At 36.9% G+C, this 25241-nt stretch carries 23 protein-coding genes; 4 read left to right on the top strand and 19 right to left on the bottom strand.

From position 1 onward, the window contains the following. Window positions 1-144 precede the first annotated feature (144 nt). A complete protein-coding gene (locus ACKGJN_RS15310) occupies window positions 145-1491 on the top strand; it encodes an FAD-dependent oxidoreductase (RefSeq protein WP_409540427.1) in 1347 nt (448 codons plus the stop codon). A 9-nt stretch (window positions 1492-1500) separates the two neighbouring features. Here ACKGJN_RS15310 and ACKGJN_RS15305 read toward each other — a convergent pair whose 3' ends face one another. The 5 genes from ACKGJN_RS15305 to ACKGJN_RS15285 all read right to left on the bottom strand — a co-directional run bounded on the left by ACKGJN_RS15305 (window position 1501) and on the right by ACKGJN_RS15285 (window position 6652). After that, complete coding sequence (locus ACKGJN_RS15305; RefSeq protein WP_409540426.1) at window positions 1501-2994, bottom strand: potassium/proton antiporter; 1494 nt, start codon at window positions 2992-2994, stop codon at window positions 1501-1503. 133 nt (window positions 2995-3127) lie between these two features. Then, window positions 3128-3787 (bottom strand): peptide-methionine (S)-S-oxide reductase MsrA, encoded by a 660-nt coding sequence (gene msrA, locus ACKGJN_RS15300; protein WP_409540425.1) that lies wholly within the window; start codon window positions 3785-3787, stop codon window positions 3128-3130. 65 nt (window positions 3788-3852) lie between these two features. Continuing rightward, entirely contained in the window at window positions 3853-4452 is a 600-nt protein-coding gene (locus tag ACKGJN_RS15295) for a hypothetical protein (protein ID WP_409540424.1), read from the bottom strand. A 323-nt stretch (window positions 4453-4775) separates the two neighbouring features. After that, window positions 4776-5555, bottom strand: coding sequence for a zinc ribbon domain-containing protein (locus ACKGJN_RS15290; RefSeq protein WP_409540423.1), 780 nt, complete (start codon window positions 5553-5555; stop codon window positions 4776-4778). A 2-nt stretch (window positions 5556-5557) separates the two neighbouring features. Continuing rightward, the gene (locus ACKGJN_RS15285) at window positions 5558-6652 is read right to left on the bottom strand and encodes a Nif3-like dinuclear metal center hexameric protein (protein ID WP_409540421.1); all 1095 of its coding nucleotides are present in this window, start codon (window positions 6650-6652) and stop codon (window positions 5558-5560) included. A gap of 44 nt (window positions 6653-6696) precedes the next feature. On the opposite strand from ACKGJN_RS15285, the gene lpxK reads away from it, so the two are divergent. Then, on the top strand, window positions 6697-7707 hold the full coding sequence (lpxK, locus tag ACKGJN_RS15280; RefSeq protein WP_409540420.1) for a tetraacyldisaccharide 4'-kinase: 1011 nt from the start codon (window positions 6697-6699) through the stop codon (window positions 7705-7707). 104 nt (window positions 7708-7811) lie between these two features. On the opposite strand, the gene ACKGJN_RS15275 is transcribed toward lpxK, so the two are convergent. The 6 genes from ACKGJN_RS15275 to ACKGJN_RS15250 all read right to left on the bottom strand — a co-directional run bounded on the left by ACKGJN_RS15275 (window position 7812) and on the right by ACKGJN_RS15250 (window position 14035). Next, the gene (locus ACKGJN_RS15275; protein ID WP_409540419.1) at window positions 7812-10046 is read right to left on the bottom strand and encodes a hybrid sensor histidine kinase/response regulator; all 2235 of its coding nucleotides are present in this window, start codon (window positions 10044-10046) and stop codon (window positions 7812-7814) included. 37 nt (window positions 10047-10083) lie between these two features. Then, complete coding sequence (gene gap, locus ACKGJN_RS15270; RefSeq protein WP_409540417.1) at window positions 10084-11091, bottom strand: type I glyceraldehyde-3-phosphate dehydrogenase; 1008 nt, start codon at window positions 11089-11091, stop codon at window positions 10084-10086. A gap of 18 nt (window positions 11092-11109) precedes the next feature. Further along, on the bottom strand, window positions 11110-11982 hold the full coding sequence (gene lipA, locus ACKGJN_RS15265; protein WP_409540416.1) for a lipoyl synthase: 873 nt from the start codon (window positions 11980-11982) through the stop codon (window positions 11110-11112). A gap of 176 nt (window positions 11983-12158) precedes the next feature. Beyond that, entirely contained in the window at window positions 12159-12728 is a 570-nt protein-coding gene (locus tag ACKGJN_RS15260) for an RNA polymerase sigma factor (protein ID WP_409540415.1), read from the bottom strand. Further along, a complete protein-coding gene (locus tag ACKGJN_RS15255; protein ID WP_409540414.1) occupies window positions 12719-13822 on the bottom strand; it encodes a glycosyltransferase in 1104 nt (367 codons plus the stop codon). Before ACKGJN_RS15255 ends, ACKGJN_RS15260 begins: the two co-directional genes overlap by 10 nt. A gap of 6 nt (window positions 13823-13828) precedes the next feature. Further along, complete coding sequence (locus tag ACKGJN_RS15250; RefSeq protein WP_006989727.1) at window positions 13829-14035, bottom strand: hypothetical protein; 207 nt, start codon at window positions 14033-14035, stop codon at window positions 13829-13831. 167 nt (window positions 14036-14202) lie between these two features. Between ACKGJN_RS15250 and ACKGJN_RS15245 the strand changes: the two genes are divergently transcribed. Further along, the gene (locus tag ACKGJN_RS15245) at window positions 14203-14826 is read left to right on the top strand and encodes a fasciclin domain-containing protein (RefSeq protein ID WP_409540413.1); all 624 of its coding nucleotides are present in this window, start codon (window positions 14203-14205) and stop codon (window positions 14824-14826) included. Between the two features lie 55 nt (window positions 14827-14881). On the opposite strand, the gene murB is transcribed toward ACKGJN_RS15245, so the two are convergent. The 3 genes from murB to ACKGJN_RS15230 all read right to left on the bottom strand — a co-directional run bounded on the left by murB (window position 14882) and on the right by ACKGJN_RS15230 (window position 17857). Continuing rightward, window positions 14882-15895 carry a UDP-N-acetylmuramate dehydrogenase gene (murB, locus tag ACKGJN_RS15240; RefSeq protein WP_409540412.1) on the bottom strand — a complete coding sequence of 338 codons (1014 nt, stop codon included), beginning with the start codon at window positions 15893-15895 and terminating at the stop codon, window positions 14882-14884. Continuing rightward, a complete protein-coding gene (locus ACKGJN_RS15235; protein ID WP_409540411.1) occupies window positions 15895-17085 on the bottom strand; it encodes a pyridoxal phosphate-dependent aminotransferase in 1191 nt (396 codons plus the stop codon). The genes murB and ACKGJN_RS15235 overlap by 1 nt, the downstream gene beginning before the upstream one ends. Before the next feature lie 382 nt (window positions 17086-17467). Beyond that, complete coding sequence (locus tag ACKGJN_RS15230; protein ID WP_409540410.1) at window positions 17468-17857, bottom strand: DUF1573 domain-containing protein; 390 nt, start codon at window positions 17855-17857, stop codon at window positions 17468-17470. A gap of 233 nt (window positions 17858-18090) precedes the next feature. Between ACKGJN_RS15230 and ACKGJN_RS15225 the strand changes: the two genes are divergently transcribed. Beyond that, the gene (locus tag ACKGJN_RS15225; RefSeq protein WP_409540409.1) at window positions 18091-20721 is read left to right on the top strand and encodes a valine--tRNA ligase; all 2631 of its coding nucleotides are present in this window, start codon (window positions 18091-18093) and stop codon (window positions 20719-20721) included. A gap of 31 nt (window positions 20722-20752) precedes the next feature. On the opposite strand, the gene ACKGJN_RS15220 is transcribed toward ACKGJN_RS15225, so the two are convergent. The 5 genes from ACKGJN_RS15220 to ftsH form a co-directional block, all read right to left on the bottom strand. Beyond that, window positions 20753-21019, bottom strand: coding sequence for an acyl-CoA-binding protein (locus ACKGJN_RS15220; protein WP_409540408.1), 267 nt, complete (start codon window positions 21017-21019; stop codon window positions 20753-20755). Window positions 21020-21022: 3 nt separating this feature from the next. Further along, window positions 21023-21679: a phosphatidylserine decarboxylase family protein gene (locus tag ACKGJN_RS15215; RefSeq protein ID WP_409540407.1), complete on the bottom strand. Its 657-nt coding sequence runs from the start codon at window positions 21677-21679 to the stop codon at window positions 21023-21025. Continuing rightward, window positions 21669-22472: a phosphatidate cytidylyltransferase gene (locus ACKGJN_RS15210; RefSeq protein WP_409540406.1), complete on the bottom strand. Its 804-nt coding sequence runs from the start codon at window positions 22470-22472 to the stop codon at window positions 21669-21671. The genes ACKGJN_RS15215 and ACKGJN_RS15210 overlap by 11 nt, the downstream gene beginning before the upstream one ends. 3 nt (window positions 22473-22475) lie before the next feature. Then, a complete protein-coding gene (locus tag ACKGJN_RS15205) occupies window positions 22476-23087 on the bottom strand; it encodes an LUD domain-containing protein (RefSeq protein ID WP_409540405.1) in 612 nt (203 codons plus the stop codon). Between the two features lie 99 nt (window positions 23088-23186). Further along, complete coding sequence (gene ftsH, locus ACKGJN_RS15200; protein WP_409540403.1) at window positions 23187-25229, bottom strand: ATP-dependent zinc metalloprotease FtsH; 2043 nt, start codon at window positions 25227-25229, stop codon at window positions 23187-23189. Between the last annotated feature and the right edge of the window lie 12 nt (window positions 25230-25241).

Raw genomic sequence — 25241 nt, 5'->3', positions numbered from 1 at the left:
ATTCACCAAAATAAGATGTTTGGTTTCTAAAGTTTACGGCTAATAAACTCTGAAAATTTTAACCAATCACTAAAATAATCGGTATTTTTGAAGCTTAAGTATATCAATAAAACCCTTACTCCATCCGGTAAATAACTCAACTATATGCAACAAACTAAAAATATAGCAATTATAGGCTCCGGATTAGTAGGTTCCTTATTGGCTATTTACCTGATAAAAAGAGGTCATAGGGTAACGGTTTTTGACAGACGAAAGGATGTTAGAACTATTGAATTCTCCGGAAGATCTATAAACCTGGCAATGTCCAACCGGGGCTGGAGCGCCTTAAGAAAGGTTGGGATTGAGGAAGAAATAAGAAAAATTGCTTTGCCACTGGATAAGAGAGCAATGCATGTGAATGAAAAGCCCGTTTATTTTCAGAAATACGGAAAAGAAGGAGAGGCAATATATTCTATTTCCCGGGGAGTGCTAAATAGAAAAATGATAGATCTCGCAGAGGAAGCCGGAGTGGTTTTTAAATTTGAGGAAAAAGTGTGGGATATCAATCTTCAGGAAGCCACAATTTATACGGGGGAAAGTGAGAAAGGAGAATGGAAAGAATATCAGTTTGATATAGTTTTTGGTGCAGATGGGGCATTTTCAAGGGTGCGGCATAAAATGCAGCGACAAAGCCGTTTCAATTACTCTCAATTCTTTATAGATGTTGGTTATAAGGAGCTCACTATTCCGGCTAATGCCGATGGTTCTCATAAACTCGATAATGCCTCTTTTCACATCTGGCCTCGTGGAGAATTTATGTTGATTGCCATGCCTAACCTGGATGGAAGCTTTACCTGTACCTTATTCCTCCCTTTTGAAGGTGAAGTTTCTTTTGAAAGTATAAAAACCGAAAAAGATGCTGAAGCTTTTTTCGCCATTTATTTCCCAGATATACGAAATGATATTTCAAATTTAACCAGGGATTTTTTTAAAAATCCTACCAGTGCGATGGTAACTATGAAATGTTTTCCCTGGACTTATTGGGATAAAGTTGCGCTCGTGGGAGATGCTGCCCATGCAATAGTCCCTTTTTATGGACAGGGGATGAATGCCGGCTTTGAGGATATTTCTGTTTTGGATGATTTCATGGAAGCGTATGGAGATGATTGGGAACAGATATTTTCGGAATATCAAAACGCCAGAAAGCCTAATACGGATGCTATTGCAGAATTGAGTTACAGGAATTTTATTGAAATGAGCAGTAAAACTGCGGATGCAAAATTTCTTCTTCGGAAAAAAATTGAAAAGCATTTTTCTGAAAAACATCCCGAGCAATGGATCCCGCTCTATTCCAGAGTTACATTTTCAGATAAGCCTTATGCCGAAGCACTTGCTATAGGCGATCATCAGCGCAGAATTATGGATGAGGTAATGAAATTGAAAAATATAGAAGATCGATGGGATAGCAAGGAGGTAGAGAATTTGATTTTGGAACTTCTGGATGAAAATTAAAATAAATCCCTAGGTAAAACTTTCTTCTTCTTCGTTAATCATATCAAGCCCCAGGCTTTCATAGACTTCTTTAAGGGTTTCACTGTCTTCTGTAAGAACAATAAGCATATCATTCGGTTCAATTTCAGTTGTACCGTTTGGAGTAAGAAATTTATCATCCCGGGAAATCATTGCAATAATCGCTTTCCTTGGAAATTTTAATCGCACAATTGGTTTCCCAACTGAATGATTATTTTCCGGAATAATTATTTCTCTTATAAAAGATTTTGCTCCATCTGCCAAAAATGCATCCACAGGAGATTTTGGTTTCACTTTAAATGGAAGTGCGACATGCAGCCATTTTGCAACCAGGGATAAAGTGGTTCCCTGAACCAATACGGAGGAAAGCGACACAAAAAATACAATATTAAAAATCATATTGGCTTTCTCAATTCCGGCCAATAGTGGATAGGTTGCGAAAACTATAGGAACCGCTCCCCGAAGTCCAACCCAGGAAATATACCATCTTCTTCGCATTTTCATTTTAAAGAACATCAAACTTATAAAGACGCTCAAGGGCCTGGCTATAAATATGAGAAATACCGAAACAAACATTCCTATTCCCACTACAGGCAGTACCTGGCTTGGAAAAACCAGCAAACCAAGGGTTAGGAACAGCACTATTTGCATAAGCCAGGCAAGACCATCAAACATTTTCATAATGGTCTTTTTATGGATGATATTATGATTTCCCAAATACACGGCACATAAGTACACCGCTAAAAACCCATTTCCGCCAACAAAATCGGTAAAGGAAAAGGTTATAAACATAAGCGCTATGGCTAAAACCGGATATAATCCTTCAAAATCCAGCCTGATGCGGTTGATCATGTATTTACTCAGTTTTCCAAAAGCAAAACCAAGTGCTCCACCTATTAAAATTTGTTTTAGAAAAAGTGGGATTATGCTGTAAATGCTAAGATCCTGATTGATTACCAATCCTAAAAAGGCAATGGTGAGGAAATAGGCCATAGGGTCGTTACTACCGCTTTCCAATTCCAGGGTTGGCCGAAGGTTTGTTTTTAGGCCAAGGTTTTTGGCCCTGAGAATTGAAAATACCGCTGCAGCATCTGTGGAAGATACAATGGCACCTAATAAAAGGCCTTCATATATGGTGAAATCTGTGATAAATGACACAAAAAAGCCAACAGAAACTGCCGTTAGCAAAACCCCCAGCGTAGATAGGCTTACTCCCTGCCATACCACCGGTTTTATGCTTTTCCAACTTGTATCCAGACCCCCTGAAAACAGTATGAAATTAAGGGAAACGATGCCGATGAACTGAGCTAATTGGGGATCGTCAAAGTTAATTTTTCCTATTCCTTCAGATCCCGCCAAAACCCCAACGAGTAGGAACAAAATTAGGGTGGGAACCCCAAATTTATAGGATGTTTTACCAGCGAGAATGCTTATTAAAAGTAGGAGAGAACCTATTAAAAGTACATTTTCTGTGGTAATGTTCATGGAAGGAGGTTAGGAATTTTCTTGAAAGCTGTAAAAATAATCAAATAAATCCTTTGGGGAAATTAATTAAGGGATACATAAAAAAAATAAGTGAACCCAAAAGATTCACTTTATCAATAATTACGACGGAAGTTTAATGACTATTTTCCTTCAGTAATTCGGGAAATTTTTCCTTAAATCTATTAAGTCTTGGAATAGAAACATTTTGAATATAGGGATTCCCAGGATTATTTTTTTCGTAATTCTGATGATAATCTTCTGCAATCCAAAATTTTTGAAAAGGTAAAATTTCTGCAGCCAGCGGTTTTTCATAATTTTTCGCAACTTCTGCTTTTACGTTTTCAATAATTCCTTTTTGATCCTTGTTTTGATAAAAAATTATAGAACGGTATTGCGAACCATTATCCGGGCCTTGTCCATTTACCTGAGTTGGGTTTTGTGAGCCATAATATACCTTTACCAGAGTTTTAAAATTGATTATTTCAGGATCATAAATCACTTCCACCGCTTCTGCATGTCCGGTTCTTCCGGTATTGCTGGACTCGTAGGTTGGATTTTTTGTATGTCCGCCGGAATATCCTGAAATTACTTCGTCTACTCCCTCAATACTCTCATAAATAGCTTCTACACACCAGAAACAACCGCTGGCGAAATATGCTCTTGCCATTCCGTCCTGAACAGGCACTTCTACCGGTTCTACAGTGGTGATATTTTCTTTGGATACCGTTTGGGTGTTTCCGTTTCCACAGGATAACATAAATAGGGAAAAAGATATTAAAAAAATAGATTTCATATATGTTTTATTTTATTGAAATATAGTTTTGTAGTAGCAACTATAAAAAAATTAACCTTGCACGATTACTTTTTGATGTAATTGCCTTCCAGTGTTTTTTTTCCGAAAAGGGCATAATCCTTTGCTATGTCGCCATTAATTGTGAAACCTAACCAATCAAAATCTATTTCTCCAATATTTTGTGATGTAATAGTAGCAACCGGAATATTTCTGCTGAATTTTGACCATGGGATCGCATCTCCTTCAGTATTTCTATCGGAAGGAGCAATCAGGTATACATTACCCAGTTTTTCATTGACTTTTTCAAATCTTACATTGATATACATCTTATCCGGAGTAAGACATAATTGAGAAGTGGAATTAAATTGTACGTCCAGACAATAACAGGTGCAATTAGCATCATTTTCCAGACCTGCCTTGATATAATTCCCAGCTAAAGTTGCAGTAGAATTGTTTTTTGAATTTGAATCCTGCTTCTGGGATTTCAATTCTGAAGAATCTTTCTGTTTTGAAGTAGCAATGTTTTGATTTTCCCTGTTCTTATTTTCTGTTTCTGAATTTTCTTCCTCCAGGTAGACTTCCTGATTCCGGACATCTTTTTCTGTATCGTTTTTACACGAAGAAACAATAAAAATCATTGTAAGAACTGTAAGAAATAGTTTCATATGTGTTTTTATTGGTTATATGTAATTCGCATATCTCTATCGGTGTTTGTTTCGCGTTTCCGATATGCTCATTTCATACATAGTTATTTATTGACGCTCAAAGTTAGATAGCAAATTGACTCAGACTGTTAAAATGCTGTTATTTTACAATAGGGATTAGATTTTCACGGGATTTGTTTAAAAAGACGATTGTTTTTCGTTTTCTTAATGAAGGTCGCCTGGTGAGTTTTCTAAAAAAAATAAAAGCACAAAAAAAAAAGGATAGTCAAATAGAAATCGGTTTTAGATTCCTTCTGAATATCCTTTTCAATAAGATTTTTTGTCTAGATTTTAGAAAAAAGCTTTTCCATCTTTTCATGCTCTTCTTTTGCAAGCTCTTCATCAACCAAAATTCTACCACTATGTTCATCTGTGATAATCTTTCTTCTGCTTGAAATTTCAACTATTACCTGTGGTGGAATAGTGAAATAAGAACCACCTGAAGCTCCACGTTCTACGGCTACAACCGCCAACCCGTTTTTAACATTGGTCCTTATACGCTTATAGGCACTTATCAACCTATCCTCAATTAGAGTTTCAAATTCATTGGATTTTTTCACCAACTGTTCTTCCTCTTTTTGAGTTTCAGCCAGAATGGCATCCAATTCTCCTTTTTTGTGGGTAAGATGTTTATCACGATCGTTTAACCTTTCTTTGGTTTGAGTGATCACATCCTTTTTGTGCTCGATTTGAGCTTTGTGTTCTTTAATGTGTTTTTCAGCTAGTTCAATTTCAAGTTCCTGAAATTCTATCTCTTTGCTTAAAGCATTAAATTCACGGTTATTACGAACATTTTTTTGTTGTTCGGTATATTTTTTTATTGCTGCTTTGGAATCATCAATAAGAATTTTTTTGTTCTTAATGTCTGCATCAACCGACTCCAAATCAGTTTCTAACTTTTGTATACGCGTGTTTAACCCGGCTACTTCGTCTTCCAGATCTTCTACCTCCAGGGGAAGTTCACCTCGTACATTTCTAATTTCATCGATTCTGGAATCAATTAGTTGAAGATCGTACAACGCTCTTAACTTCTCTTCTACAGTAACATCGGTTTTTTTTGCCATAGTTAATAATACTTGATTGGATTGGTTTTTGTATTCGATAAAATAAGTGCAAAATTACTAATTTTTTTACTAAGATACGAATGTAATAGGTTTTTTGTGTATTGCTCACTTTCATAGTGTCCAATATCTGCAAGTACCAGCTTTTGTTCAGCTTTATAGAAATCGTGATACTTGAAATCTGCCGATATAAAGATGTCGGCACCGGCTTTTTTTGCGTTTTCAATGGCGAAGCTGCCACTCCCTCCTAAAACTGCTACTTTTTTTACTGGTTTTCCCAACAATTCTGAATGCCGGATGCATCCTGTTTTGAATATTTTTTTTATTTCAGAAAGAAAAACAACTTCCTCCATTTCCTGCTTTAGCTCTCCAATCATTCCCATTCCTATTTGCTGGTTTGAATTATCCAGGGTAGTAACTTCATAAGCCACTTCTTCATAAGGGTGGTTTTTAAAGAGCGCTTTAAGAATCTGGGATTCCACATTTAAAGGAAAAGTTACATTTATCTGGGTTTCTTTCTCAAAATGAGTTTCTCCACTTGTGCCTATAACGGGGTTGGCTTGCTCTCCTGGTTTAAAACTTCCAATTCCTTCAAGGTTGAAGCTGCATTCATCATAATTTCCAATACTTCCGGCACCTGCTTCAAACAATTTTTGTCTTAGTTGTGCAGCTTTCGCAGTTGGGATGTAGGTTGTTAATTTTTTGATGTTGTTTTTTTTAGGGATCAGGATCCTGGTATTAAGGAGTTCCAGCTTGTCACAAATCATTTTATTGACCCCTAAATGGTGATTGTCCAAGGCTGTATGTATAGCGTAAATCGCTATGTTGTTTTGAATCGCTTTTATCACGGTTCTTTCTACATAATTGGCACCATTCAATCTCTTTAATCCTGAAAATATGATTGGATGAAAACTCACGATTAAATTACAGTTTGTAGCGATGGCTTCTTCTACAACTTCCTCAAGGGTATCCAGTGTGATGAGAATACCAGTTACTGTTGTTTCTGGCTGGCCAACCAATAAGCCTACATTGTCAAAATCTTCGGCGGTGGAAACAGGCGCGAAATCTTCCAGATGTTTGATTATCTCTGCAATTATCATAAATCTTATTTTATTTCAAATATAAATATTATACTTTCGTCTGGATGAGAATCTTTAGAAAATTCCTTTTTCCATTTGCGCTTCTGTATGGTTTGGTGATGCGTTTTCGCAATTATTTATACGATACAGGTTTTTTAAAATCCACGAAATTTCTATTTCCTGTTATTTGTGTTGGAAATCTTAGTGCAGGCGGAACGGGAAAAACCCCAATGATAGAATATCTTCTGGATTTGCTTTCACAGAGCTATAAAGTTGCTGCGCTTAGCCGGGGTTACGGTCGGGAGACCAAAGGTTTTATTTTGCTGAATGGAAGTGAATCTGCCAGGGAAGTAGGGGATGAGCCGCTTCAATTTAAATCGCATTTTAAGAATGCTATAATTGCTGTAGATGAAAACCGTGTTCATGGGATTTCAATTTTAAAAAACAGGTTTTCTCCGGAAGTGGTATTGTTGGATGACGCTTTTCAGCATAGAAAGGTGAAAGCAGGGCTCAATATACTTTTAACCAGTTATGGCGATTTATATTTGGATGATTTTATTTTGCCAATGGGAAATTTAAGAGAGCCGCTTAGCGGAGCTGAAAGAGCCAGGATTATTGTGGTTACCAAATGTCCTGCGGATTTGTCAAAAATAGAGCAGGATAAAATACGCAAAAGGCTGAAATTAGAGCGCTATCAAAAACTATACTTCAGTTATATCGAGTATGCTGAAAAAATTTATAATGAACATGAAGAAATCTCTTTAAGTGCTATTTTAAATGAAAAAATATCCCTGGTTACGGGAATAGCAAATCCCATTCCTTTGTGCAATCATCTGGATAAAATGAACATGTACTTTACCCATTTTAAATTTCCAGATCATCATAATTTTTCTTCTTCAGATTTGCAGAAGTTTACTTCTGCCACCAGAATTCTTACCACAGAAAAGGACTTTATGAGATTGAAGAATTTAATTTCTCATCCGGGATTATACTACCTGCCTATTAAAATGAAATTTATTAGCAATGCTGAAGGGTTCAACAGGGAATTATCACAATATGTTTTAACTGAAAAATGAGGTGCCACTGGCACCTCATTTAATATTGGCTAACTCAAACCATATATTCTTTTTCGGTATATAATTTTAATTACAATGCCTTTTTCAAAGTTTATGCCAATAGGCTAAACCTGAACTTTATTTGCGGCCAGGTGTAGATTGATCTTATGGAAAAATTCTTCTGTTTTATAGGGTTTGGGTATAATATCCGTAAATCCGTTTAAATAAAATTCATCAAGATTCTCGTCGAGTGTAACTGCTGTTAAGGCAACAATAGGGATTTGGTCATCAAACTTTCTTATTTCAATAGTTGCCTCAATCCCGCTTATTCCAGGCATATGTATGTCCATAAGGATGAGGTCAAAATGATTGTTTTTCACCTTTTCAATAGCAATTGTACCATTATCTGCAATATCACATATCACCTTATGTTTTTCCAGGATCTTGCGGGTAATCATTTGGTTGATCTTGTTATCCTCTACAATAAGAATGCGTTTGTTGTGCATTATATCATTGGAAAGAGGAACATTGGCATCGCCGGGGTTAGTAGTTCCTGCTACTTCTTCGAATGCTTCAAACTTAAGGTCGAAAGTAAAGGCTGAACCTTTGCCTAATTCACTCTCAAGGTGAATATCACTGCCCATTAAATTCAATAAATTCTTAACGATTGAAAGACCTAAACCTGTTCCCCCAAATTTCCTGTTTATTTGTAAGGATCCCTGTGTAAAATTATCAAAAATTGCACTCTGTTTTTCTTTAGTGATCCCTTCCCCGTTATCTTTTATTTCAAAATGAAGAAATAATTGTTTTCCAACCTGGTTCACCTTTTTAACGGCTATCCATATGTCTCCATTATCGGTGAATTTTATAGAGTTTCCTATCAGGTTGATCAGGATCTGGGAGATTTTAAGCGGATCACCTTTTAATTTCTCCGGAATTGTAGGGTCAAAATCAAAATGTAAAGTCGTCTTTTTGTCATCGGCTGAATTTTTCAGGGCGATAAGCACATCAGAAATACGTTTCTCAAGGTCAAATGAAGTTTCCAGGATTTCAACTTTTTTCGCTTCCAGTTTATTGAGGTCTAAAATATTGTTGATGAGGGAAAGCAGGTATTCTCCTGAAAATTTCAGCGAATTTAAATGTTCCTTCTGATTTTCGGTAGGGCTTTCTTCTAAAAGTAAATGTGTTAATCCTGTTACAGCATATAATGGCGTGCGAAGTTCATGGGTGATAGTGGAAAGGAACTGTGCCTTAGCCATAGATGCTTTTTCAGCATTTTCTTTGGCGATGGTCAATTCATCATTTTTCTTCTGGAGCAATTCATTTGCACGGGCGCGAAGATTGTTGTTTTTATATAGCGATAGGGTTAATAAAGACAAAATAGTAATAAGTGCCACACTTAAAATGGTTGTGAGTTTATTGACTTTTAAAGATCGCTCCTGTTCAGCATTTTTTTGTAAAACCTTCTTTAAGTTGCTTCTCATAGCATCAACACCGTAGCGGGCATTCGCGTCAATGGCCAGAACTTCCCTATTCATGTCGAAAATTGAATCCTTTAACCTATTGCTAATTTTGAGATAGCTTAGGGAATTCTTAAAATCTCCTTGTTCTTCAGCAATCTTACTTAAAATTTTGGTGGACTGTATGTACATACTTCCATAATTGTGGTCCTTAGCAATCTTGAGGGATTTTAAAGCTTCAGATTGAGCACTGCCATATTGACCATTTATGAAATAAACCCGTGCTTTATAATAATATAATCTTGATTTTTCATATTGATTTGTACTTTCCGATAAATAGGCCTCCGCATTATTTAATTGGGTAAGTGCGAGCTGCCTGCCTTTTTCGGAATTTTCAGAATTCAGGTTATTTATTCCCCTGTTTAAGGCTACAATTCCCAGATATTCAGTATCATTTACTTTTAAATAATGATCTTCGGCTGAATCTAAATAATTATTAGCCCGATCGAATTTATCCTGAGCGCTAAAAATCTTCGCATAATTAATATAACTGTAAGCAAGTCCTGCCTCATCGTTTATTTCTCTTTGAATTGAAATGGCACGTTGGAGTTCGGTAGCTGCGCGGTTATATTCGTGGCGTATGTAATAAAGTGAGGAAAGAATACTGCTGGATAGAGCAATGTGTTTTTGATCGTTAATTTGTTTTGCTTTATCGAGTGCCTCATTTAGCTGTGTATGGGCCCGCTCAAAATCTAAAACATTTATCGAAATTTCGGCTTCATTTAGTAATTGAAGAATTTCTGTGTTCTTTCTGGAAATTTCATCCTGGTTTTCTTGCTGAAAAGCGTAGGAGGAGTAGCAACTGAATAGTAAAATAAGCGAAAAAAATAGGTTCTTCATCAGGGGGGTGGCTCGTGCTTAATATTGTTAAATATAGTTATTTCTTTGAAACCAAAGAAATTAAATCTATTAACCGGCTGGAATATCCTATTTCATTGTCATACCAGCCTATTAGTTTTACCAGATCCCCTCCAATTACCGATGTCATTTGAGCATCGAAAATACAGGAATGCGGATCGCCGGAAATATCTATGGAAACAAGGGGTTCTTCGGTATAACTAAGATAATTTTTAAGGTAGGTTTTAGCTGCCTCCTTAAATGCCTTATTGATTTCTTCAATTGTGGTGGGTTGCAGAACATTTATAGTCATATCTGTAAGCGAACCATTTGGTACCGGAACCCGTATTCCGCAACCACCAATAACTTCCTTTAAATCTGGAAATATTTTGGTTAAGGCTTTCGCAGCTCCCGTTGTTGTTGGGATGATGGAAAGTGTTGCGGCTCTTGATCTTCTTAGATCCCGATGTGGTTTGTCATGTAAGCTTTGATCGGAAGTATAGGAATGAATTGTGGAAATATAGGCGTGTTTTACACCAAAGTTTCTTTTGATTACATCCAGCATAGGTGCTGCGTTATTTGTAGTACAGGAAGCATTGGAAATTATTTTTTCGCTTCCATCAAGAATATTTTCATTAACTCCTAAAACAATCATTTTTATATGATCATCATCCGGCGGTGCAGAGAGTATTACTTTTTTGACCCCTTCCTGAAGATGAAATTCCAGATCTTCTGTTTTTTTGAATTTCCCGGAACATTCTATTACATATTCTACTCCATATTTTGTCCAGGGAATATCTTTAGGGTGGAGGTGATTTAAAACCGGGATTTTCCAGTCCTCTATTTGGATACTAGCGTTTTCAGAAGAAATATTCTGCTGTAACCTGCCGTGAATACTGTCGTATTTTAAAAGGTGGGATAGGGTAGTAGCATCTGCAATATCGTTGATTGCCACGACTTCTATCTGATTATTTCCGATTAAAATTCTGAATAAGTTGCGACCAATACGACCAAAACCGTTGATCCCAATTTTTATTTTTTCAGCCATATTCCTAGCAGAAGAGAATTAAGTTAAATGTTTTTGGGCCTTATAGGAAGATCTTACAAGTGCGCTGCTTTCTACATGTCGAAACCCTAATTCCAAACCAATAGTTTCGTATTTTTCGAATTGTTCCGGAGTTATAAAATCTTTTACAGGTAAATGTTTTTTACTTGGTTGCAAATATTGACCTATGGTAACAATATCAACATTTACGCTTCGCAAATCTTTAAGACTTTGAATAACTTCATCCTCTTCTTCCCCAAGACCTAGCATGATCCCGGATTTAGTCCTTTTGATCCCGTTCTTTTTTAAATAATTGAGCACTTCCAGACTGCGTTCATATTTAGCCTGAATGCGGACTTCCCGGGTAAGACGTTTTACGGTTTCCATATTGTGGGAAACAACTTCAGGGTTTACAGCAATTATTCTGTCAATATTACGCTCATTTCCCTGAAAATCGGGAATAAGGGTTTCCAGAGTTGTTTCAGGGTTCATTCTCCGGATAGCCTTCACGGTTTCCGCCCATAGAATGGAGCCCATATCTTTCAGGTCATCACGGTCTACGCTGGTTACAACGGCATGTTTTATTTTCATCAATTTAATGGAACGGGCAACTTTTTCAGGTTCATCCCAATCTAAAGTGTCCGGTCTTCCCGTTTTTACGCCACAAAATCCACAGGAACGTGTACATACATTTCCCAGGATCATGAAAGTGGCAGTTCCTTCAGACCAGCATTCCCCCATATTGGGGCAGCTTCCGGAGGTGCAAATCGTATGCAAATCGTATTTATCTACCAATCCTCTTAACTCGGTATATTTTTTTCCGGTAGGCAGTTTTACACGCAGCCATTTAGGTTTTGGAGTTCGTATTGGTGCAGGTATAGTATCTGTAGTCATATCAAAATTCTATGCTTCAAAGATACAATAATATGATGAAACGAGTAATTTAAGAATAGGAGTCTTTCGGGTTTAAATCCCCGATGGAAGCCTGTGCCCCACAATCCGTATTTCATCCAAAAACCAGGGATTTATTCTCCATATTTACCTCGTGAGCGTACCTACTGGTAGGTGATTTAGCTCTTTCGGGATTCGATAATCTGGGATAATAATTTTTTTGCACGCAACAATTTCACCTTGATATTATTCATAGGTTCTTCCAATTCTGTAGCGATCTCCTTGTAGGATTTTTCCTGAAAATATCTAAGGTTTATCACTTTTTGATAATGCGGTTTTAATTGTTTGATATCGCTTAGCAATTGCGCAAGATGTTGCTCCTTGATAAGGATGTCTTCTATGGTAGGAGTTTCATCGGCGATTCTGTATACCTTTTCGTTTGATTCATCTGCGGTATTGCCACGAATGGAAGCTTTCTTTTTTCGAATAAGGTCTATATGGATATTCCTGGAAATGGTTATAAGCCAGGTTTTGAAATTGTAATTCTCATCAAAAGATAAGAGTTTATCAAAGGCTTTCGAGAATGTCTGAATGGTGATTTCTTCCGCATCATACTCATTTCTGGTCCTTTTTAGCTGAAATGCATATACATCACTCCAAAAGGTATCCAGTAAATATTTATAGGCGGCCTGATGCCCGGCTTTTGCTTGCTCTATTTGCTGAATAAGGAAAACAGAATTTATTTCCAATGAGTTGGCTTTGAGAATATATTACTGATAAAGATATAGAATTGCGAGGAAATTAAAAACAATTCCAGAACCGGAAATAACCAAACCAAATCCATTTCATCCAGTTTTTTGGCCGATTTCCAGAAAACAATATATTGAAGTAATAATCTAAAGGCCAAAACACCTAAAACCAATGGCCAGCTAATTTGAAGGATCAATAAAAGGACAAGAAGGCCCCAAAACATTATTTGGGAACTGTAAAAGGTGCCAAGTAGCACTTTATGTTGGAATTTATAATAGGAAGCAGTCGAGGAATGCCTGCGCTTTTGCAGGAACCAGTTTTTATAATTTGATTTTGGAACACTGCGGGTAATTGATTCCCTGTTAAAACATATTGCTGTATTTTTTGAGGTTCCAGCCTGATTTACAAACAGGTCGTCATCTCCCGAGCGTAAGTGTAAATGTGTAGCAAACCCATTTTGATTGTAAAACTCTTCCGAAGAATAGGCTAGATTTCTTCCCACTCCCATGTACGACATTCCCCATTTGGAATAAGAGAAATACTGCACGGCGGTAAGCAGCGTTTCAAAACGTATCAGTAAATTTAAAAATGAATTCTTTTGCTTAAAATATCCACCATAACCCAGGACAATGGTTTTTTCATCCTCAAATCCTGAAGCCATAGAAGTGATCCATTGATCACTTACAGGAGCGCAATCGGCATCGGTAAAAAGAAGACGGTTGTTTTTGGCTTTTTTAATTCCCAGGGTAAGCGCATATTTTTTCTTTCCCCAAAAGGCTTCATTGTTTAAAACATTTACCAGTTTCACACGCCTGTCTTCAGCAGCAAAATTTTCCATCACCTCCAGCGTGTTATCGGTGGAGGCATCATTAATAAGGATTATCTCAAAATTGGGATAATCCTGGTTTAAAATTGAGGGTATAAATTGCTGAAGGTTTTCTGCTTCGTTTTTTGCGCAAATTATTACAGAAACAGGGAAGTCAACTTTTTTAGGATCATGGCTAGCCGCATTGGCAAAACTAAAATATCCTATGTAAAATAGGATATTTATAAATGAGATTATTAAAAAGTAGACCACGAAAAATGTTACCATACAGGTTTAGTTCGTCTTTTTAGGTTCAGCGCAGTCTTTGGCTTCATCTGGCAATTTTCCGCAAAAACTGCAAGCTTCGCCGTCCTTATTTAAAAAAGGACTTTGACTTGCACAGGTTCCTGCAAATTTCCCGTCTTTTTTTCCCCAAATTTTTATGGCAATTCCAGCGAATGCCAGTGCTAATAAAACGAATGTTATAATAAATAATTCCATAATTAAATTTCTTACTGCAAAAATAAGGATAAAATGGATGTTAAGGAAATGAATTGTATTTATTGTGGAGGTAGTTTAATTTTAACTTAAATTTAATTATTATATCGGCAATAATTAGGGATTCATTGTTAAATTGCATCGATTAATTAACAGAAAAAAACTAAATTATGAAATTAAGAAATTTATTTATGATCGCTATAATTTCTGCGGTTACTTTTACTTCTTGTGAAGATAAAGAGAAAAAAGCACAGGAAGAAAAAGAGCGCATGGAAATGGAGCAAATGGAGGCTGAAAGAAAAGCTGAAATGAAGGCTCAGGAGAAAAAAATGGAGATGGAATCCAATTCTATCGCTGCCAAAGCAATGGCAACTCCAACTTTGAGTACTTTGGTAAGTGCACTTCAAAATGCTGAACTTGCCCAAATGATGAAAGAGGATGAAGGTCCTTTTACCGTTTTTGCTCCAACCAACGATGCTTTTTCTAAAGTAGATAAAGCTGCAATGGATAATTTAATGAAACCAGAGAATAAAAAGCAGTTACAAAATGTTCTTAAGTATCACGTGGTTTCAGGAAAAATTACTTCTTCAGATCTTGCTGCAGAAATCCAGGCTAACAACGGAACTTTTAATTTCTCTACCGTAGAAGGTGCTGAATTAACAGCTACAATGAGCGGAGATAAGATTATCCTGAAAGATGGAAATGGTAAAACTGCAAATATCGTACAGGCAGATGTAGATGCATCGAATGGTGTGGTGCATGTTATTGATGCTGTTGTTATGAAAAAATCATAATCACATAAAACTTAAAAATCCCGCCGAAGCGGGATTTTTTTATGATCTTTTTTGTCTAGAATATATTCACTTCCGGTTCAAGGTCAATATGAAATTGTTCCTTTATTTTTTTCTGTACCTTTTGTGCCAGTAAAAGAATTTCCTTTCCGCTGGCATTACCATAATTAACCAACACCAATGCCTGATTCTTATGAACACCCGCATCGCCTTCCCTATATCCTTTTAAGCCGGCTTGATCTATAAGCCAACCCGCAGGGATTTTAGCTTCGTTTTCAGAGACTTTATAATACGGGATTTCTGGATATTCTATAATTAAATGAGTTAACTCTTCCGCGCTAATTACCGGATTTTTAAAGAAACTTCCGCTGTTTCCAAGAACCCGTGGGTCTGGCAGTTTTTGTTGCCTTATTTTTATTATCGCTTTAGAAACGTCCTGAATAGTTGGATCGCTGATTCCGGAACCTTTTAAAAATTCATCAATCGCTCCATAATTCGTCCGGATTTCGTGATTCTTTTTCTTTAGCTTAAAAGTAACTCCGGTAATAATGTATTTTCCTTTAACCTTATTCTTGAAAATGGAATTCCGGTATCCAAACTCGCATTCTTCTGCCGTAAAACTTCTGGATTCCAGGGTTTGTATGTCAATGGCATCACAGGATACAAAAGTATCCTTGAGTTCAACGCCATAAGCACCAATATTCTGAATTGGGGCAGTACCGATATTTCCGGGTATTAAAGATAAGTTCTCAAGCCCTCCCCAGTTATTTTCCAGTGTCCATAACACAAACTGATGCCAATTCTCTCCTGCCAGCGCTTCTACATAAACACTGTTTTTTGTTTTTCTAAGGATCCTTTTGCCCAGGATATTGATATGCGTAACTGTAGCATCAATATCTTTTGTGAGAAGCATATTGCTTCCGCCTCCTAAAATGAACAAATCCCCCGAATAATTCTGTTTTAAAAGCTCCTTCAGTTCATCGATGGTGTTTATAGATATAAACTGTTTTGCGTTTACATCAATTCCAAAGGTGTTATAGGATTTTAAAGAAGTATTGCGGGAAATATTCATTATTTGTTGTATTCCTTTAAAGCCACTTTAAGGATATTAATAGCCTTTTCTAAATTTTCCTTTTTAAGTACATACGCAATTCTTACCTGGTTCATCCCTGTATTTGGGGTAGAATAAAATCCCGCTGCAGGTGCTACCATGACCGTTTCATTATCCATTTGAAAGTCCTCTAACAACCACTTGGCAAATTTATCGGCATTGTCTATCGGTAATTCAGCGATACAATAAAATGCCCCTTTGGGAACCGCCACTTTCACCCCTTCTATTTGTTTTAGTCCTTCGATGAGAAGATTTCTTCTGGAAGTATATTCTTCTATTACATCGTCAAAATAACTTTGCGGAGTTTCTAGGGCAGCTTCACTGGCAATTTGCTCAAAGGTAGGTGGGCTTAAACGTGCCTGTGCAAATTTCATTGCCGTGGCTATCACCTCTTTGTTTTTTGAAACCAGACACCCTATTCTGGCTCCGCACATGCTGTAGCGTTTTGATACAGAATCTATCATGATCGCATGATCCTTCAATTGGGGAAGGCTCATGATTGAAAAGTGTTGGATTCCATCATAGGCGAATTCACGATATACCTCATCGGCCACTATAAAAATGTCATGTTTTAGAGCGAGATCGGCAAGTTGTTTTATCTCTTCTTCTGTATAGAGATATCCTGTAGGATTTCCAGGGTTACAAATTAAAATTGCCTTGGTTTTTGGGCTGATTAATTTTTCAAATTCTGAAATAGGAGGAAGTGCAAAATCGGTTTCGATCTTAGATTCAACCGGAACAATTTTAACCCCGGAAGCAACAGCAAATCCATTGTAATTCGCATAAAATGGTTCCGGAATAATAATTTCATCCCCGGCATCGGCAATGCTACCCATCGCAAAGAGCAAAGCTTCAGATCCACCTGTGGTAATAATAATTTCTTCTCCGGTAACCGGAATGTTCTTTTTCTGGTAATATCCGGCCAGTTTGTTCCTGTAACCTTCAAAACCGGCAGAGTGACTGTATGATAAAACTTCTATAGTATGATTTCTTACAGCGTCTAAAGCAACATCCGGGGTTTTAATATCGGGCTGACCAATATTTAATTGGTATATTTTGCGACCTTTTTTTATGGCTGCTTCTGCAAATGGTACTAATTTTCTAATTGGCGATTCCGGCATGGAACTTCCTTTAACTGAAATTTTGGGCATAACTTATTTATTTTTTTTCTCTGTGCAAAAATGCAAAATTAAAAGCAAATTACCTTCCATCTTAGGGGCATTTATATTTCGCGCTTTTTGTGTTTTAAATCCCTCATTGAGGGTTTTATTCCCCAAGGCATGCCAGGTTGAAAGGCCAGTTTTTCTGTTACCATTATTTTCTGATTTGCTTTTCTTCTGAAAGGGAATAGAATAAAACTTTTATTATTGCTAAATATTGTACCGGAATTTGGTTGCCAAATTGTTTAAAAATCAGAATGGAAAGCTTTTAGGGGGGTATAGAGGGAGAATTTTATAATATCCTGCTTATTTACAATTTAAAAATACTTCAAAAAAAGCTCCCGGATTTCGGGAGCTTTAAGTTTTTTATGATTTATGATTTTTCATCGGGGTCGAGAACCCTGCCTTTTATTTTTATCGCCTTCGGATTTTCTTCGGCGTTGGAATAAACTGTTATGGTTCTTCTTATAGGACCAACAATAGTGGTGTTGTATTTTACTTCAATTTTACCGGATGCTCCAGGGGCAACCGCAGTTTTTGTCCAGGATGGTGTAGTACATCCACAACTTGAATACACATTTTCAATAATTAGTGGAGCATTACCGGTATTTGTGAATTCAAAAACCCGAAGTCCGTCTGCGCCTTTTTCAATTTCCCCGTAGTCTATCACTTCAGATTTAAACTGAAATTTCGCGGTGTCTTGTGCGGTTATCGTGGATAATCCGCCAAAAATTACTATTAATATGGATAAGATTGTTTTCATATGTAAGTTCTTATTGTTTTTCATTTGTCTCCCGATAGCTATCGGGAGTAATTCGCATATCTTCATCGGTGTTTGTATCGTGTTTCCGTTATGCTCATTTCATCATTTTAAATTTAATTATTAGTAAAGATAAGTTCTTTAAGGCCAAATTCAAAAGTATTAACTAAAACTACTTCTTTTATAATCCTCAACTTATAAGTACTTTTGCAGATATTTCAAAAATCAGACCAACTATGTCCTTATCCCAAAAATACGATACTCAACAAATAGAAGAAAAATGGTACAACTACTGGTTGGAACAAGGCTATTTTCATTCTGAAGTTGACGAAAGGACTCCCTATACTATTGTAATACCGCCCCCAAATGTAACCGGGGTATTGCATATGGGCCATATGCTTAATAATACAATTCAGGATGTGCTCATACGCAGGGCACGATTAAAAGGGTTTAACGCCTGTTGGGTGCCTGGTACCGATCATGCCTCTATTGCAACCGAAGCAAAAGTTGTTGCAAAATTAAAGGCTGAAGGAATCAACAAAAATGATCTTTCACGGGAAGAGTTTCTGGCTCATGCCTGGGACTGGACCCATAAACATGGCGGTATTATCCTTGAACAACTAAAAAAGCTTGGAGCTTCCTGTGACTGGGAACGCACCAAGTTTACAATGGATGAAGAAATGTCTGCATCTGTGATAAAGGTGTTTGTAAATTTATACGAAAAAGGCTTGATATATCGCGGTTACCGAATGGTTAATTGGGATCCTGAAGCTAAAACTACCTTATCTGACGAAGAGGTGATCTATCAGGAAAAGCAGGGGAATTTATATTACCTGACATATAAAATTGAAAACAGCGATGAAACTGTAACTATTGCAACTACAAGGCCGGAGACCATTTTGGGAGATACGGCAATTTGCATTAATCCTAATGATGAGCGATTCTACCATTTAAAGGGTAAAAAGGCAATAGTTCCCTTGGTGAACAGGGCTGTTCCTATTATTGAAGATGATTATGTGGATATGGAGTTTGGGACCGGTTGCTTAAAAGTTACTCCGGCGCATGATGAAAATGATAAGGCAATAGGAGAGCGTCACAATTTGGAGGTGATAGACATTTTTAACGATGATGCAAGCCTTAATTCCTTCGGAATGCATTATCAGGGAATGGATAGATTTGAGGCCAGGAAGGCGATGGTAAAAGAACTTGAAGATCTTGGGATTCTTATCAAAACAGAAACCCACATCAATAAAATTGGAACCAGTGAGCGTACAGGTGCGGTAATAGAGCCTAAACTAAGCGATCAATGGTTCTTAAAGATGAAAGATCTTGCACAACCGGCTTTAGATGCGGTTTTGGATAAAGAAGTAAATCTGGTTCCTGATAAATTCGTGAACACCTATAGGCATTGGATGGAAAATGTTCGGGATTGGAATATTTCAAGGCAATTACTATGGGGGCATCAAATTCCAGCTTTCTTTTACGGAGAAGGAAAGGAAGATTTCGTAGTTGCCGAAACCATTGAAGCAGCTTTGGAGAAAGCAATCGCTAAATCCGGAAAAAGGGATCTTCAGCTTAAGGATCTAAAACAGGATTCAGATGCTCTGGATACCTGGTTTTCTTCCTGGTTATGGCCTATAAGTGTTTTCAATGGGATTATGGAACCTGATAATAAAGAGATAAACTATTATTATCCAACAAATGATCTGGTTACAGCTCCCGAAATTTTATTCTTTTGGGTTGCAAGAATGATCATTGCCGGGTATGAATTTAGAGGAGAAAAACCTTTTACGAATGTTTATTTAACAGGGATTGTTCGGGATAAACAACGCCGGAAAATGTCGAAATCCCTCGGAAATTCACCCGATCCTATTTTGTTGATCAATCAATATGGAGCCGATGGAGTAAGAGTTGGGATGTTGTTGAGTTCACCCGCAGGAAACGATTTGATGTTTGAAGAGGATCTTTGTAAGCAGGGGAGTGGGTTTGTAAATAAAATATGGAACTCTTTTAAATTGGTGAAGAGCTGGGAAATTGATCCGTCAAAGGAGCAAAATATCACCTCAAAAATTGCAATAGACTGGTACAAATCGAAATTTCAAAAAGTTTTGCTGGAGATCGAGGATCATTATTCCAAATACCGAATGAGTGATGCTTTAATGGCTACTTATAAACTTATTTGGGACGACTACTGTTCCTGGTTACTCGAGATGGTAAAACCCTCTTATGGAGATTCCATGGATCAGAAAACCTATGATGAGATCCTATCTGTTTTAGAGAATAATTTAAAAATATTACATCCTTTTGTTCCTTTTATTTCTGAAGAGATCTGGCAACAATTGAAACCAAGAACTTCTGAAGAAGCTTTAATAATTTCAAAATGGCCGGAACCTGAAAAAATTGATTTGGTTATCATCAATGAATTCAATATTGCTTCTGAAGTTATTTCAGGTATCAGGAACATCAGAAAAGACAAGAATATTTCTTTTAAAGATTCAATTAAACTGGATGTTCTTAATTCTGAAAAAATTTCAGAAACCTTTAATCCGGTTATTATAAAACTGGGAAATATTTCTGAATTGAATTACGTAGAAAAGCAGGTGGAGGGAACGCTTTCATTCAGGGTAAGATCCAATGAATATTTTATTCCTATTGAAGGTGCGATTGATGTTGAAGCCGAAAGAAGCAAACTTCAGGAAGAGTTAAAATATACTGAGGGCTTTTTAAAATCGGTGGAAAAGAAGTTGTCAAATGAACGTTTTGTAAATAATGCACCTGAAGATGTTGTGGCTATTGAAAAGGCTAAACAGGCAGATGCAGAAGCTAAAATTGAGGTTTTAAACTCCAGCCTGGCAGCTTTAAAATAGGCTATGGAATTAAACGCAAATTGGAAGGGTTTTAAACTTTTCCAATATGTTCTTCTACCATTTCCACATATTTGTTCTTCGCGACGGCCTGACTTATATTTTTTACCTGTAATAAGGCATTTGCCTTAAATCCATTACGAATATCCTCTTCATTTCCGGGGTTGTAAAAACCATCATGGTGTGTTGCTCGTTTGTAATAGGCATAAAAACGCAACATCACATCTGGCGGAAATTTCAAGCCGGTAGTGGATGCCATTTCGTAGGCTTTAAGAAATTTTTGATCAGATATTTCTGTCATATCTTAATTTTTGGTATTGGCAATTACACTAACGCCGCCCTTAACTTTATCATTCAGTTTGACGTTTACCTTAGTGTTTAACGGGAGAAAAACATCTACCCGGGAGCCAAATTTTATAAATCCACTATCACTACCCTGCACAATTTCCATTCCTTCTTCTGCATAATTTACAATACGCTTGGCAAGGGCGCCGGCGATTTGTCTATATAATACTTCCCCGGCGGTTTTGTTTTCTATAACTACGGTAGTTCGTTCATTTTCTTCACTGGACTTTGGATGCCAGGCTACCAAAAATTTCCCGGGATGATACTTGCTTAATTTTATAATTCCACCTATTGGGTAGCGGGTAACGTGCACATTGATAGGAGACATGAATATGGAAATTTGAAGGCGTTTGTCCTTAAAATATTCCTTTTCAAAAACCTCTTCAATCACTACCACCTTCCCGTCTACCGGAGAAACTATATTTAAATCATTTAATTGGGTGGGGCGTCCTGGATTTCTGAAAAACTGTAAAATTAACAACAGGATCAGTATGCTTATTGCTAAAACAGAAAATTTTACCCAATAGATATTAATGGATAAATAGGATATCACATTTATTGCCAGCAGCAGCAAAACTGTGATGAATATTATTTTATTTCCTTCTTTATGAAACATGGTTTATTATTAATAAGTATGCATAAACAAATGGACTTGAAAATATGATACTGTCCAGCCTGTCATAGAGTCCACCGTGACCGGGCATTAGGTTTCCGCTATCTTTTACCCCTGCCTGTCTTTTGAATTTAGATTGGATTAGATCTCCAAGGGTTCCAAAAATACTTAATATTATGGCTAATCCCAACCAAAAAGAAAAGTCGCGATAGAGTGTAAACTGAAATATAAAATAACCACCCACAATACTAAAGATAAGTCCTCCAATAAAACCTTCAATGGTCTTGTTGGGAGAAATTCGCTCATAGAGTTTATTCTTGCCAAAATTCTTTCCTGTGATATAGGCAAAGGTATCATTGATCCAGATAAGCGCAAAAATTCCTACAATAAGTTCCTTATTAAAAATTCCGTTATAGGTTGGAATAAGGGTTAAGAAAACGATTGAGGAGATAAGGTAAAAAATAAGGATGATATACTTCTTTTTTTCAAAGACAGGAATTGTACGAATAAACAGGAGATCCTTTATGAGAAAAAGGTTTACAAAGATCGTAATACACAACAATAAAATTGTGGCATTACTTTCAAATTTTATATAGCTGAATAATATGAAGAAGATGATATGAACCCCGTACAAGGCATAGCTTTTTAAACGCAATAATTTCTCAAGTTCCAATAGACAGATGAAGCCAAGAAGAAAAAAAAGTGAAATAAAGATAAATTCTGATGAAATTATGGAAACTACCAAAATAGCAATATACAATAATCCAGATATTGTTCTTATAATAGATTCCTTCATATGTTATAGATCTTCCCTAAGCAGCAAATATAGGTTTTTTGTGCTACTGCCATAGCTCATAAAATCGCCTTCCTTTTGGGTCTCAAAACTTTTGATAGTAGTAATGTTGGAAGGGATACGTTGCTTATTATTGGATTTAATGCCTCTTAAGCCTTCTCCAATAGTGTCAACCAGCTGGCTGGTGGATGCAAGAATAATGAAGTTATCGGGTAATTCGTTGAATTTTTTCTCTTTTATCTGGTTGGAAGAAATTAAAATTGAACCATCATTGGCAATTAAATATTCACAAGTGGAAAGAAAAAAAGAGGAACTTCCACTTTTGGTAAATTCCAGGTTAAATTTGTCAAATTTGCTTTTTAAATTATCATCAAAACAACAGCAGGAAGTTTCATACCAATCATTTTCCAATAAAATATTGTCAAAAGCCTCTATAATTTCGGTGTCATTTTCGCAATATAAAAACTTACCCCCGTTGTTTTTAAAATTCAACATGAACCGTTCGTCTGTGGGAAGTTTTAAATCTGGCATATATTTGCCACGGTCAGCCTTTTCGGGGATGTCCTGACCTTTGTCTGATTTAGATTTAGGGTTTAAAAAATTTCTAAATAGACTCATATTGCAGTATAGGGGTTATTATGGCGCCTTTAAACCAAAGGTAAAAAAATCTTAATCTAACGCTACATTAAATTAAGATTTTTTACAAGAGATTATGATTTATTTATTAACCGAAGTATCTTCGGGGATTTCCGAATCTTCCGATGGTTTGTCGTCACCATCTTTATCCTCTTCCTTATTGTTCACTTTTTTATCCTTTGGGAAGTAGTCAATTTCTTCCCTTTCTGCGAATGGACGGTCTCCAAAAATCTTTTGAAGGTCGTCTTTAAAGATAACTTCTTTTTCCAGGAGGATATCCGCCAACTGGGTTAGCTTATCTTTATTGGCTTCCAGCAACGCAATAGCTCTTTGATATTGTGTTTCTATTAAGTTGGAAATTTCCTTATCTATTAATTCTGAAGTTTTCTCACTGTAAGGCTTGGTGAAATTATATTCACTTTGGCCTGTGGAATCATAGAATGTAAGATTTCCAATTTTTTCGTTAAGTCCATAGACTGTAACCATAGCACGTGCTTGTTTTGTCACTTTTTCAAGATCGCTTAACGCCCCGGTTGATATCTGGTTGAACATTACCTTCTCTGCAGCTCTACCGCCCATAGTGGCACACATTTCATCCAGCATTTGTTCCGGTCTAACAATAAGTCTTTCTTCTGGCAGGTACCAGGCAGCTCCCAGGGATTGTCCACGGGGAACTATAGTTACTTTCACCAAAGGAGCAGCATGCTCCAACATCCAGCTTGCGGTTGCGTGACCGGCTTCATGGTACGCGATTGCTTTTTTCTCCTCCTGGGTCATGATTTTATTCTTCTTCTCAAGTCCGCCAACAATTCTGTCAACAGCATCCAGAAAATCTTGTTTTCCTACCGCTTTATGTCCTTTACGGGCAGCTATTAAAGCCGCTTCGTTACAAACATTGGCAATATCTGCTCCAGAAAATCCAGGGGTTTGCTTGGCAAGAAATTCTATATCAAGTTCTTCCGCAACTTTAATAATTGGCCTTAAATGGACTTCAAAGATCTCTTTACGTTCCCTTACATCCGGAAGGTCTACATATATCTGCCGATCAAATCGTCCTGCACGCATTAAGGCTTTATCTAATACATCTGCACGGTTTGTGGCAGCTATTACAATCACATTCGTGTTTGTGCCAAAACCATCCATTTCAGTAAGCAGCTGGTTTAGTGTGTTTTCTCGTTCGTCATTAGAACCAGACATGTTGTTTTTTCCTCTGGCCCGGCCAATCGCATCAATTTCATCAATAAAGATGATTGAGGGGGATTTTTCTTTTGCCTGTTTAAACAAATCCCGAACCCTGGAGGCTCCAACTCCTACAAACATCTCTACAAAGTCTGATCCAGATAAAGAAAAGAAAGGGACCTTTGCTTCACCGGCTACGGCTTTTGCTAAAAGGGTTTTTCCTGTCCCCGGAGGCCCTACCAATAAAGCTCCTTTAGGGATTTTACCTCCCAATGAGGTGTATTTATCCGGTGTTTTAAGAAAGTCTACTATTTCCTGTATTTCTTCTTTAGCTCCTTCCAGCCCTGCAACATCTTTAAAGGAAGTTTTTACGTCGGTATTTTGGTCAAAGAGCTTTGCTTTGGATTTCCCAATATTGAAAATCTGCCCGCCAGGACCTCCTCCGCCACCGGAACTCATTTTTTTCATGATAAATATCCAGATCCCAATTATTAAAACAAAAGGTAAAAGGGTAAGTAGAATATCTCCCCAAACATTTGCCTGCGTATCGTAGGTTACTATGGTGTCCAGATTGTACTCGGATTTTATATCCTTGATCGAATTTTCGAAATTTTGAAGATCACCTATTTCAAAGGAATAGGCAGGAGCTTCACCAGAAGCAAACATCTCACTTTCTGTAGCTTTTTTATGAATTTCCTTTGCTTTGGCTTCTTCTGTAAGAAAAACTTTGGCCTGATTTCGGTTTACTATTAAAACCTTTTTAACATCCCCATTTCTTAAATACGTTTCAAATTCAGCCGGATTGGTTTTAACCGGTTCATTGAAACCCGATCCTCCAAAAATCTGAATTCCTAAAAAGATAACTATAATCGCAGCATAAATCCAATATGCATTGAATTTAGGTTTTTTAGGTTCTAATTTTTTATTCGGTTCCTTATTTGCCATTCTTAGTTGCTT

The organism is Gillisia xinjiangensis (assembly GCF_046298265.1).
GTDB classification, from domain to species: Bacteria; Bacteroidota; Bacteroidia; order Flavobacteriales; family Flavobacteriaceae; genus Gillisia; species Gillisia xinjiangensis.
This window is presented reverse-complemented; position numbering and strand designations above follow the sequence as displayed.

What these genes read in the sequence shown, in the direction of transcription:
- ACKGJN_RS15245 (WP_409540413.1), top strand. Translation starts at nt 14,203, where the DNA reads ATGAAATTAAGAAATTTATTTATGATCGCTATAATTTCTGCGGTTACT.
- ACKGJN_RS15220 (WP_409540408.1), bottom strand. Translation starts at nt 21,019, where the DNA reads ATGACAGAAATATCTGATCAAAAATTTCTTAAAGCCTACGAAATGGCA.
- ftsH (WP_409540403.1), bottom strand. Translation starts at nt 25,229, where the DNA reads ATGGCAAATAAGGAACCGAATAAAAAATTAGAACCTAAAAAACCTAAA.
- ACKGJN_RS15230 (WP_409540410.1), bottom strand. Translation starts at nt 17,857, where the DNA reads ATGAAAACAATCTTATCCATATTAATAGTAATTTTTGGCGGATTATCC.
- ACKGJN_RS15295 (WP_409540424.1), bottom strand. Translation starts at nt 4,452, where the DNA reads ATGAAACTATTTCTTACAGTTCTTACAATGATTTTTATTGTTTCTTCG.
- ACKGJN_RS15235 (WP_409540411.1), bottom strand. Translation starts at nt 17,085, where the DNA reads ATGCCCAAAATTTCAGTTAAAGGAAGTTCCATGCCGGAATCGCCAATT.
- ACKGJN_RS15205 (WP_409540405.1), bottom strand. Translation starts at nt 23,087, where the DNA reads ATGAGTCTATTTAGAAATTTTTTAAACCCTAAATCTAAATCAGACAAA.
- msrA (WP_409540425.1), bottom strand. Translation starts at nt 3,787, where the DNA reads ATGAAATCTATTTTTTTAATATCTTTTTCCCTATTTATGTTATCCTGT.
- ACKGJN_RS15215 (WP_409540407.1), bottom strand. Translation starts at nt 21,679, where the DNA reads ATGTTTCATAAAGAAGGAAATAAAATAATATTCATCACAGTTTTGCTG.
- ACKGJN_RS15225 (WP_409540409.1), top strand. Translation starts at nt 18,091, where the DNA reads ATGTCCTTATCCCAAAAATACGATACTCAACAAATAGAAGAAAAATGG.
- ACKGJN_RS15250 (WP_006989727.1), bottom strand. Translation starts at nt 14,035, where the DNA reads ATGGAATTATTTATTATAACATTCGTTTTATTAGCACTGGCATTCGCT.
- murB (WP_409540412.1), bottom strand. Translation starts at nt 15,895, where the DNA reads ATGAATATTTCCCGCAATACTTCTTTAAAATCCTATAACACCTTTGGA.
- lipA (WP_409540416.1), bottom strand. Translation starts at nt 11,982, where the DNA reads ATGACTACAGATACTATACCTGCACCAATACGAACTCCAAAACCTAAA.
- lpxK (WP_409540420.1), top strand. Translation starts at nt 6,697, where the DNA reads ATGAGAATCTTTAGAAAATTCCTTTTTCCATTTGCGCTTCTGTATGGT.
- ACKGJN_RS15255 (WP_409540414.1), bottom strand. Translation starts at nt 13,822, where the DNA reads ATGGTAACATTTTTCGTGGTCTACTTTTTAATAATCTCATTTATAAAT.
- ACKGJN_RS15305 (WP_409540426.1), bottom strand. Translation starts at nt 2,994, where the DNA reads ATGAACATTACCACAGAAAATGTACTTTTAATAGGTTCTCTCCTACTT.
- ACKGJN_RS15310 (WP_409540427.1), top strand. Translation starts at nt 145, where the DNA reads ATGCAACAAACTAAAAATATAGCAATTATAGGCTCCGGATTAGTAGGT.
- gap (WP_409540417.1), bottom strand. Translation starts at nt 11,091, where the DNA reads ATGGCTGAAAAAATAAAAATTGGGATCAACGGTTTTGGTCGTATTGGT.
- ACKGJN_RS15290 (WP_409540423.1), bottom strand. Translation starts at nt 5,555, where the DNA reads ATGGCAAAAAAAACCGATGTTACTGTAGAAGAGAAGTTAAGAGCGTTG.
- ACKGJN_RS15275 (WP_409540419.1), bottom strand. Translation starts at nt 10,046, where the DNA reads ATGAAGAACCTATTTTTTTCGCTTATTTTACTATTCAGTTGCTACTCC.
- ACKGJN_RS15285 (WP_409540421.1), bottom strand. Translation starts at nt 6,652, where the DNA reads ATGATAATTGCAGAGATAATCAAACATCTGGAAGATTTCGCGCCTGTT.
- ACKGJN_RS15210 (WP_409540406.1), bottom strand. Translation starts at nt 22,472, where the DNA reads ATGAAGGAATCTATTATAAGAACAATATCTGGATTATTGTATATTGCT.